Source organism: Streptomyces mesophilus, assembly GCF_040300965.1.
Taxonomy (GTDB): domain Bacteria; phylum Actinomycetota; class Actinomycetes; order Streptomycetales; family Streptomycetaceae; genus Streptomyces; species Streptomyces mesophilus_A.
In genome coordinates, this window is record NZ_JBEPEW010000215.1 from 1 (window position 1) to 10,093 (window position 10,093).

5 protein-coding genes and 1 pseudogene are annotated in these 10,093 nt (G+C 71.5%); all 6 read right to left on the reverse strand.

What is annotated here, in order from left to right; all coding sequences use genetic code 11:
* Positions 1-987: pseudogene (locus ABT367_RS38650) on the reverse strand (hypothetical protein); the annotation flags it as partial.
* Between the two features lie 2 nt (positions 988-989).
* Positions 990-2,816, reverse strand: a complete 1,827-nt coding sequence (locus tag ABT367_RS38655) for an HSP90 family protein (protein ID WP_352258306.1) — start codon at positions 2,814-2,816, stop codon at positions 990-992.
* A 49-nt stretch (positions 2,817-2,865) separates the two neighbouring features.
* The gene (locus ABT367_RS38660; RefSeq protein WP_352258308.1) at positions 2,866-3,846 is read right to left on the reverse strand and encodes a hypothetical protein; all 981 of its coding nucleotides are present in this window, start codon (positions 3,844-3,846) and stop codon (positions 2,866-2,868) included.
* 201 nt (positions 3,847-4,047) lie between these two features.
* A complete protein-coding gene (locus ABT367_RS38665) occupies positions 4,048-8,244 on the reverse strand; it encodes a S8 family serine peptidase (RefSeq protein ID WP_352258310.1) in 4,197 nt (1,398 codons plus the stop codon).
* 109 nt (positions 8,245-8,353) lie between these two features.
* On the reverse strand, positions 8,354-9,352 hold the full coding sequence (gene gap / locus ABT367_RS38670; protein WP_352258312.1) for a type I glyceraldehyde-3-phosphate dehydrogenase: 999 nt from the start codon (positions 9,350-9,352) through the stop codon (positions 8,354-8,356).
* 127 nt (positions 9,353-9,479) lie between these two features.
* On the reverse strand, positions 9,480-10,093 hold a 614-nt coding region (locus tag ABT367_RS38675), incomplete at its 5' end, for a helix-turn-helix domain-containing protein (RefSeq protein ID WP_352258314.1).

The window sequence follows — 10,093 nt, forward strand, 5'->3', positions numbered from 1 at the left end:
GCCCACCTCGGCACGCAGTCCGGTGACCGTCCAGGTGCGGCCCGCGTAGCCGGCGGCGGCGAGCTCGCCGTGGCCGAGGAACTCCACGCGCCTGAGCAGGACTTCCACGCCGGTGAGGAAGGAGAGCAGGTCGGCCGGCGAGTCCACCTCCTCGAACAGGCTCCGGTTCTCGGCGAGCAGTTCGAGACCGCGCGCCTCGTTCCCGGTCAAGGCGCAGAACTCCAGGTGCCGGCCGACCTCCCCGGCCGTCGAGGGGTTGCGGCGGCAGGCACGGTATCCGGCGAGGTGCAGTTCACGGGCCCGGTCGGCCTGACCGGTGCGGAGCAGCGCGAGCAAGGCGTACGAGATGGAGCGGGCCGGCTCCTCCTGGCAGGAGTCCTTGCCGCTGAGCACCGGCTCCCAGACGCGCAGGGCGCCCTGGTCGTCGCCCGCCGCGAGGTGGTGGCGGGCGCGTTCGCAGATCTCGCAGGCCTCGCAGTCGCTGTACCGGCTGCGGGCTCGGGCCGCCCACAACTCGTAGGCGAGGGCGGTGTCCTCGCCGGCGTGGGCGGCGAGCTGGTACGCCTGCCCGTAATACGGCTGCAGGTCGAGATCCGCCTTGCTGTAGCGGTCGCGCATCTCGGCCAGCCACTGGCGCAGTGTGGCGAGCGGTACCTCGGGCAGCGAGAGCAGGGCGTTCGCCACCCACTTGAAGCGCCAGAAGAGCTGGTGGCGCCGGCGCTCGTCGAAGACGTCCGGCTGCTCGTCGTACAGGTTGAGCAGCCGGGCGAAGACGACCGGGGACTTACGGGGTTCGGAGCCGTAGGTGTACGCCTCCTGGAGTTCGAGCAGGGCGTCGGCGAGCGCGGCGGGATCGTCGAACTGCTCGGCCGCGTCCACGAGTTCCTCGGCCGTGACGGTGCGCGTGCGGCCGTAGGGGCGCTGGTCGTTGTCGCGCAGCGCCTCGTAGAGCTCGTCGGTGTTCTGCGGAAGAGGTGCGGTCGGCATCGTCAGCTGTCCTTGCGGAGGGCGTGGGCGAGCAGGTCGAGGAAGGAGCGGTTGATGAGGCTCGATTCGGCGGGCCGCAGCGGCCGTCGCGACAGCATCGCGGCCTGCCCGTAGAGGGCTTCGGCGCTGGTGCGGGCGAGCTCGGGCTCCTCGATGGTCACGGCGGTGCGGACCAGGGGGTTGAGCTGGTTGAGGATCAACTGGGCCCGCGGCACCTCCTGGCGCAGGGAGCCGAGGATGTCGCCCCACAGGCCGCCTTCCTGCTCGCGGGCGAGCTGGGAGCGGGTGCGTTCGTGCCGGGCGTCGCGGCTGTCGATGAGCAGGGCCGGGGCGGACGCGGGCTGGAAGGTGCGCAGGGCGACATCGCAGTCGAAGACGGCGAGGGCGTCGCGGGCGCGCGCGAGATAGGCCGCGGCGGCGAGTTCGGTCTCGCGGTCGACGGGGTCGAGATGGGCGCTGAGCGTCTCCGGGTCGAGGTCGGCGACGCTCACCTCGGGCCGGATCTCGGGCAGCCGGTGGACGAGCTCGCGGTCGTACGTGTAGCCGCCGTTGACGACTCCGAGTCCGGCCGCCGAGGCGATCGCGGCGACCTGCCGGAACTCCTCCACGCTGGCGGTGACGAGCACGGTGCGGTGGGTGCGGGCGAACTCGTCGAGCGTGGCGTGTCCGTCGGTGGTCTCGAACGGCAGCCAGGGAAGCAGCATCCGAAGGATCTCGTCGTCGTGCACGGCAAGTGACTTCACGGCCAGGTGGTGGACCTGGAGGAAGCGGGCGAGCAGGTCCGGGTCGCTGGCGGCGGCCTTGGCGATCCACTCGCGAAGCCGTTCGGCGAGGGCGTCGCGTACGGCGGCGAGGGTGTCGTCCTCGTACAGGGACTCGCGCGAGGCCGTCGGGCGCAGGCTCTCCGCGTCGACGACGCAGCGGACGAAGAAGGCCCAGTCGGGGAGGATCTCCGGGGCCTGTTCGGACAGGAGCATGCCCTTGACATGCACGCGGTGGCCGTGACGGCGGCCGCTCGGCACGGCGTCGGGCAGGATGCAGGCGATGCCCTTCAACCCGACGGCGGGCAGGTCGAGTTCGATGGTGTCGAGCGGCTTGAAACCGAAGACCTCTTCGCCGTACGCGGCCAGGGCGCGGTTGCGTGCACCGGGCGTCGGGTGCGTCAGGGACCAGGGCGCTGGCTCCGGGTTGACGGGTACGGCGGGGCCGCCCGCGCCGTCGTCGAAGGTCACCGGGTGGCGCAGGAGCGAGCCGAAGTGCCGTGCAAGGGCGTGCACCTGGGCCGGGCGGGTCCATTCGGCCGCGTCGGCACGGGGCGTGAGCGTCACGGTGGTGCCCGGCTGCGGGCGGGCCGAGGCCGGGAGCGTACGCACGGTGTAGCTGCCGTCGCCGCGGCCGCGCCATTCGACGGCGGGGGCGCCGGGGGTGCGGGCGCTGCGGCTGACCACGTGGATCTCGTCCGCGACGAGGAAGCAGGAGAGCAGACCGATGCCGAACTGGCCGATGAAGTCGGCCCGCTGCTCGGCGATCTTGTCGGCGCGCTTGCTGGAGCGGCCGATGGTGGCGAGGAAGGTGTGCACATCGGCCTCGGTGAGACCGACACCGTCGTCCTCGACGCGGACGACGCCGCCGTCCGCGTACAGCCGGATGCCGAAACTGCCCTGGGGCTCGAGGGTGCGGCGGGCGGTCAGTGCGTCCACCGCGTTCTGCATGAGCTCACGCAGGTAGACCCGCGGGCTGGAGTAGAGGTGGTGGGAGAGGAGGTCGACGAGGCCGCGCAGATCGACTTGGAAGGTGCGGTCGGCGGCGGTGTTCTCGGGCAGGCTCATAGGGCAGTCCGGAGTGTGGTGGGCGGCGGGCAGACGAAGAGGCGGCGGCTCAGAAGGCCTTGCGGAAGCGCGCGTACGCCTTCTGCGGGTCCGACATATAGGTCCACGGCCACTCGGTGAACACACCGTCCAGCTCGCGGAAGACGTTCGAGGCCTTGCTGCTGCCGGCCAGGGAGAGGGCCATGGCGAAGATGTTGTAGTCGCCCTGCCAGCCCGGGCGGCGCTCGTACGCGTGGTGCAGGACGCTGCGCTCCGCCGCTTCCCTCAACTCGGTGCGGATCCTGGGGTCCTGGAGGCAGTCGGTGTCGTCCGACTCCACCCAGTGCTCGACGTACGCCATGGCGACGGCACAGCCGAGCCGGTGCCCGTCGGGCGCGGCGGCGAAGGCCTTGCGGGCGAACTCCAGGGCCTGCCCCGGCTCGCCGCCCCAGCGGGGCTGCAGCTGCGACACCCACTCCAGATGGATGTCCAGGTTGAGCGGATCGCGGCGCAGACCGGCCGCGAGCCGGGCCTCCTTGACGCTGTCGTCGAGGGACATACCGCGGGCCGAGGTGAGCAGATGGCGCCACGGCGTGGTCCAGTCGGGCCGGAGCTCCGCGGCCCGAAGGAGGTGCTCCTCGGCGATCCGCAGCCGCTCGTAGAAGATCTGCCACTGCTCGCGCGTGACGTTCTTGGCGAGGGCCGAGGTGCGTGCCTCCCAGCCCCAGCTGACGTGGCGCGCACCGGAGATCAGCAGCGCTGTCGCCCGGTGCTCCTCGTCCTCGTCGGCGGCCCGGACGATCCACTCCTCCAGGCCGTCGATCTCGGTCAGCTGACCGAGCACCGCCTGGTCACGGCCGAGGTCGAACGGCGCGAGGGCCGCCTTCAGCGCGGTCCAGTCCCCCGCGTCGGCAGCCTCCACGGCGGCGAGCACCCGCGGGTCGCCGAGCGCCCGAAGCGTGTACACCCCGTGCTTGCCCTTGCGGGGAGCAAGGACGTGCGGATCCCCCGCCGGGCCTTCCCCACCCCTGCCGAACAGCTTCCCCAGCATGCCGCGCCCTCCCCAGGTGCTGCGTGATCGTCCGCGCAGCATAAGCGGGGCCCACGACACCGCGTCCACGGGGTTCTCACAGAACCGACACAGGGCGGGGCCGGCCCGAAACCGGGCCGGCCCCGCCTCCAGGGTCGGCAGTCCGAACCCCCGGAGGTCAATCGTCCAGACCCCGGGGATCAGTCGTCCAGACCCTCGGAGTCAGTCGTCCAGCGTCAGCCGGAGCACACCCCCCTCGTACGTACCGGCGTACAGCGCCTTGCCCGAAGGATCGGCGACGAGGGACTGCACGTCGGTGTTCTGCATCCCGCGCGCGAGACTGTCCCAAGTACGGCCGCCGTCCTCGGACTTGAGCACACCGCGGCCCCCGAAGGGGTTGCCCCAGTCCCAGCGGCTCTGCGTGCCGGCGTACAGGTCGCCGTCGATCTCCACGATGTCGGAGACCTTCATCCGCAGCCCGCCCGAGTCGCCGGTACGGAAGGTCCGTCCGCCGTCGGACGAGTGGCGCAGGTCCGGGCCGCCCGCGATGATCCGCGAACCCTCGAAGGCGATCGCGGTGGTCTCCTTGTCGTCCGCCTTCTTCAGCGTCCTGCCGCCGTCGTCGGAGTACCACAGGCCGAGCGGACCGCCGAGCCACAGGCGGTCGGAGCCGGGCTTCTGCGCCAGGGCGCCCACGTACAGCTTGTGGTTGTACGACGCCCAGTTCTCCCCGCCGTCAGTGGTGGTGTACACCCCGCCGGCCCGGCGGTTGGCGTAGCCGACGGTGACCTTGTCCGGGTCCTCGGCGTCAACCAGGAGCGAGGTGAGGTCGCCGTCGAGCTGTCCGCGGTCCTCCCAGGTCGTGCCGCCGTCCGTGCTGCGCTGGAGGGAGGAGCCGAACAGGCCGTCGAGGACCCGCCAGACCGTCTTGCCGGAGGCCTGCATCAGCGGGAAGCCGGCGCCGGTCGAACCCTCGAACTCGCCCTGGCCCCAGTCGGGTTCAGCCGATCCGAGACGGGCGCGGTAGACGCCGGTCGCGGTGCCGGCCAGGAGGTTGCCGTCGGAGACGGTGAGCGAGGACACCGTGCCGCCCTGGACGCCGATCCTGTCGTACGCGCCGTCCTCGCCGCCGCGCAGGATGCCGGACGTGAAGCCCACGGTGTGCGAGCCGTCGGCCCACACGTCGAAGTCGCCTGCCACGGCATTGCGGTTGGGCTTGTCCACGCTCGTCCAGGTCTTGCCGCCGTCGCCGCTGCGGCTGAGCTTGCCCTGGTCGTCGTGGAGGATCTGCCCGGCCGACAGGCTCACGTTGCCGTTGGGCCGCCGCTTGGTGTTGGTCCAGGTGCGGCCGCCGTCCCCGCTGACCCGCAGGCCGGCGTCGGTGCCCTGCACCTGCACGGTGACGAGCGGTCCGGAGACGTCGTACCCGAACAGCACCTGCCCGGCGACGCCCGTGTAGACCTTCTCCGCGGGCTTCGGGCTGCCGGTCACGTAGTCCCGGATCACCCAGATGTCCTTGCCGTGCCACCCGTAGAGGTCGTCGCCGCCGAGCTGCACGGACTGGATGTAGTCCGTCGGGAAGCCGAGCTCCTCGACCTTCCAGGTCCGGCCGCGGTCACGGCTGACCGTGTACTGACCCAACTCGTCCTCGGCGATGAGGACTTGATGCTTCGCGTCGGAGAGCAGATTGGTGTACGGGGAATCGGGAGCGTTCACCTTGGTCCAGGTGCGCCCGCTGTCGTGGGTCTCCATGAGCAGGCCGCCATAGCGCACCGGCGGGTGGTCGGAGCGGACCGCGGACCACCAGTGCCGCTCGTCGGCCGAGTCGACCACGATGACCGGCGGACGCTTGGCGCCGCCGAACGGCAGCCGGGTGCGCTGCTGCCAGGACTTGCCCTTGTCGGTGGTCACCCAGGCTCCGCCGATGGTGCCGTTGGACACCACGGCCTGGTCCGGGGCGGTCGGCGCGAGGGTGACGTCGCCGCCGGCGCTGTACGGGCCGACCGGCTTCCACCTGCCGCTGTACTCGGTCTCCCGGGTGACCTCGAAGGCCCCTGCGCCGTAGACCGTGTTGCCGTACACGGAACGGCCGTCGACGGTCAGCTCGTAGGTGCCCGGCGCCAAGTCCTTGAACTCGGCGACGTAGTGCGTCGGCGCCGCCTTCTTCAGCGGCACCTCGTACGAACGGCCGTGGCGCGGGTCGACCTTCAGCTTCGACGTGGACTCGATCGCGACCTGGGAGTAGACGTACACGGTCGCCGTGCCGTCCGAGGGGTCGGGCGTGGCCTCGACCTCCAGGGGTACGAAGGTGAGCTGGTACGGGACGGTGAGGTCGGGGCCTCGGTCCGGGTCGACCGAGATCCGGCCGGTGATGTCCTGGTAGGTGGCGGGCCGGTCGGCCTCGGCGGACACGGTCACCTTGACGTTGCCGTGCGCCGGGATCCGGACGGACGACGGAGAGACGCGCGCCTTCTCGTCACCGCGTACCCGGGCGTTGACCGCACGGTCCGACGAGTTGTGCAGAGTGAGGGTCCTGCGCCCCTCGACCTCGTCCTCGTCGGCGTCGGGGTGGCCGAAGGCCAGCGTCGCCGGGGAGGCGGAGATCCGGGCGTCGGCGGCGGCCTCGGTGTTCAGGCGTCCCGCGCCCTGCGCCGTGATCGCGGCGTCGAGCGGCTTGGCGGTGCCGGTCAGTTCGTCGCGCAGTTCGGCGGCGCTCTTGCCCGGGTGCAGCTGGCGAAGGAGCGCGGCGGACCCGGCGACCAGCGGCGAAGCCATCGACGTACCCGAGAGCCTGAAGTACCCGGTGGAGACAAGGGACTTGGGAACGGTGGAGCGGATCTCCACGCCCGGTGCCACGATCTCCGGCTCCAGGCCGAAGCGCGGGCTCGGGCCGCGCGAGGAGAACGAGGCGATCTGGTCGCTGGAGTCGGTGGAGCCGACAGTGATCTCGGTGTCGGTGCCGGCCAGCCTGCCCAGCTCCTGACCGGTCAGCCGGTCCACACCGAGGATCGCCAGCTTGTCCATCCGCCAGTGGTCGGTGCCGAGGGTGCCGCTGGTGGCAGCCGCCTTGACCTCGCCCTTGGGGGTCGCTTCCGGCCGCTCGGCCTGGTCGCGGCCCTGCTCGGCGGCGACCGGCGCGCCGCTCGGGCTCACGCCGCCGATCACGGCGATGGCACCGCGCTTCTCGGCCTCCTCGTAGAACTTCTGCTCGAAGTCCTGGACGCCGTCCTCCTCGGTCTGCCCGGGCGGCATCGCGAAGAGCAGCACCTTGCCCTTGACGTCCCCGGCGCGCTCCCAGTCCGCCGGTTCGCCCCAGCCCAGGTCGACGACGCGACCGGTGGCCGGCTCGGTGGGACCGTAGGCGGTCATCACACCCGGGTACGTCTGGATCTCGTCCTCGCCGATGGCCGCGTGCGGCACCCGCGTACGGGAGGTGGAGGCGCCCACTGTCAGGACGCCGTCCGCCGAACCGGGCGAGCCGATCGCGTACTGCTGCCCGTCGTTGCCGGCCGCGGCGACCACGAGGATGCCCGCGTCGGATGCGGCGGTGGCGGCGAGGCCGACCGGGTCGGTGCCGTCGATACCGGGTCCGGTGGCGCCGATGCTGAGGTTGATGATGTCGGGGCGGTGCGGGTTGGCCGGGTCGGCGGCCGCCTCGATGCCGGCGATGATGTCGGACATCTCGCCGTAGCCGTCCTGGTTCATCACCTTGTACGCGAGCAGCTCGGCGTCGGGCGCGGCACCCGTGACACCGTTGTCCGTCGCGGACTTGGCGGCGACGATGCCGCCGACGTGCGTACCGTGCCCGTTGTCGTCCAGCGGGTCGGCGTCGTCGTTCACGAAGTCGTATCCACCGACGACCTTGCAGTCCTCGCCCAGGCAGCCGCCCAGGTCGGGGTGCGTGTAGTCGATACCGGAGTCGATGACGGCGACCGTGACGCCCTTGCCGGTGACCTTCTGCCCCTCGGCATCCTTGCGCTGCCATACGTCGGTGTTGCCGACGAGTTCATTGGCATCGGCCATGGTGACCTTCATGCGGGCGTCCGGCACCACGGACTTGACCCCGGGCAGCTTCTTCAGCTGCGCGACCTCGTCCGCGTCGACGGTCATCGCCACGGCGTTCACCAGGAGCCCGAGCTTGCGCACGGACTTCGGGTCGACCCCGGCGCTCTTCGCGCGGCCCAGGAAGTCCTTCTGCTGCTCGGCGATGCCGGCCCGTTCGGCCTTGACCTCGGCGGGCTCGGCGTCCTTCGAGGCACCCGCGGGTGCCTCGATCGCCGAGGCCCCGTCGAGCACGACGATGACCTTCTGCTGTCCGGTGGCGGAAGGCGCCGCGGCGGCGGATGCCGACTGGACCGATGTGAGCAGTCCGCCGAGCACCGCGGCCGACAGGCCTATGTGCGTGGTTCTTCGATTCACGTACCCCATGGGGGAGCACACTCGTCGTGAACCGCTGGCCACTACAACGGTCTGAGGTGACCTACCCGTGCCGGTGGCACCGTTGGGCCACCAGCACAGGTCCGTCCGGTCAGCCGGCGGCGAGCAGCTCGAGGGTGTCGATCACGCGGTTCGAGAAGCCCCACTCGTTGTCGTACCAGGCGACGACCTTGATGTGGCGGCCGTCGACCCGGGTGAGCGCCGAGTCGAAGATCGACGAGGCCGGGTTGCCGGTGATGTCGGAGGAGACGAGCGCGTCCTCGGAGTACTCCAGGACCCCGGCCAACGGGCCCTCGGCCGCGGTGCGGTAGGCGGCGAGCACCTCGTCGCGGGTCACGTCGCGGGCGACGGTGGTGTTGAGCTCGACGATCGAGCCGACCGGTACGGGCACGCGGATCGAGTCGCCGGACAACTTGCCGTCGAGGTTCGGCAGGACCAGGCCGATCGCCTTGGCGGCGCCGGTCGTGGTCGGCACGATGTTGACGCCGGCGGCGCGGGCACGGCGGGGGTCGCGGTGCGGGCCGTCCTGGAGGTTCTGCTCCTGCGTGTAGGCGTGCACGGTCGTCATGAACCCGTGCTCGATGCCCGCGAGTTGGTCGAGGACCTGGGCGAGCGGCGCGAGCGCGTTCGTGGTGCAGGACGCGTTCGAGACGATCGTGTGCAGGGCCGGGTCGTACGCGTCGGAGTTGACCCCGTACGCGAGCGTGATGTCGGCGCCGTCCGAGGGCGCGCTGACCAGGACCTTGCGGGCGCCCGCGTCGAGATGGGCGCGGGCCGCCTTCGCCGAGGTGAAGCGGCCGGTGGCCTCGAGGACGAGGTCGACGCCGAGTTCGGCCCAGGGCAGCTGGGCGGGCTCGCGTTCGGCGAGCACCTTGATGCGGTGGCCGTCGACGACGAGCGTGTCCCCGTCGACGGTCACGGGGCGGCCGAGCCGTCCGGAGGTGCTGTCGAAGGCGAGCAGGCGGGCGAGCGCGGCAGGCTCGGTGAGGTCGTTGACGGCGACGATCTCGAGGGCGCTGTCGCGTTCGAGCAGGGCGCGCAGCACATTGCGTCCGATGCGGCCGAATCCGTTGATGGCGATGCGAGTCATGAGTGGTGTCCCCTTTTCCGTCTGTCCTTCGCCACCAGGCTCGCTCGCCGCGCCTCGTGCGGACAGTGGCGGGATCGCCATGGTTCGAAAGGATCCCGCCAGTCGCCCGGATGCGCGTGCTCGCGGGTCAGATACCTCGCGTGAAGGTGCGCCGGTACTCGCTCGGTGTGGTGCCGAGGATCTGCTGGAAATGCATCCGCAGATTCGCGCCGGTGCCGAGCCCGACGTCGGCGGCGATCTGCTCGACGCTGCGCTGCGAGCGTTCGAGCAGTTCACGGGCCAGATCGAGGCGGGCGCGCAGCACCCACTGCATCGGCGTGTACCCGGTCTCCTCGGCGAACCGCCGGGAGAACGTGCGTGCCGACACCCCTGCCTGGCGCGCCAGTTCGTCCAGGGTGAGCGGTTCGCCGAGCCGGTGCAGCGCCCACTCGCGGGTCACGGCGAACCGCTCGCCGAGCGGCTCGGGCACGCTGCGCGGCACGTACTGCGCCTGGCCGCCGCTGCGGTAGGGGGCGGCGACCAGACGCCTGGCGGCGTGGTTGGACGCGGCCACCCCGAGGTCGCCGCGCACGATGTGCAGGCACAGGTCGATGCCCGAAGCGGCGCCGGCCGAGGTCAGCACGGGGCCCTCGTCGACGAACAGCACGTTCTCGTCCACCTGCACGCGCGGGTACCGGGCCGCGAGCGCCCGTGTGTAGTGCCAGTGCGTGGTGGCGCGCCGACCGTCGAGGAGCCCGGTGG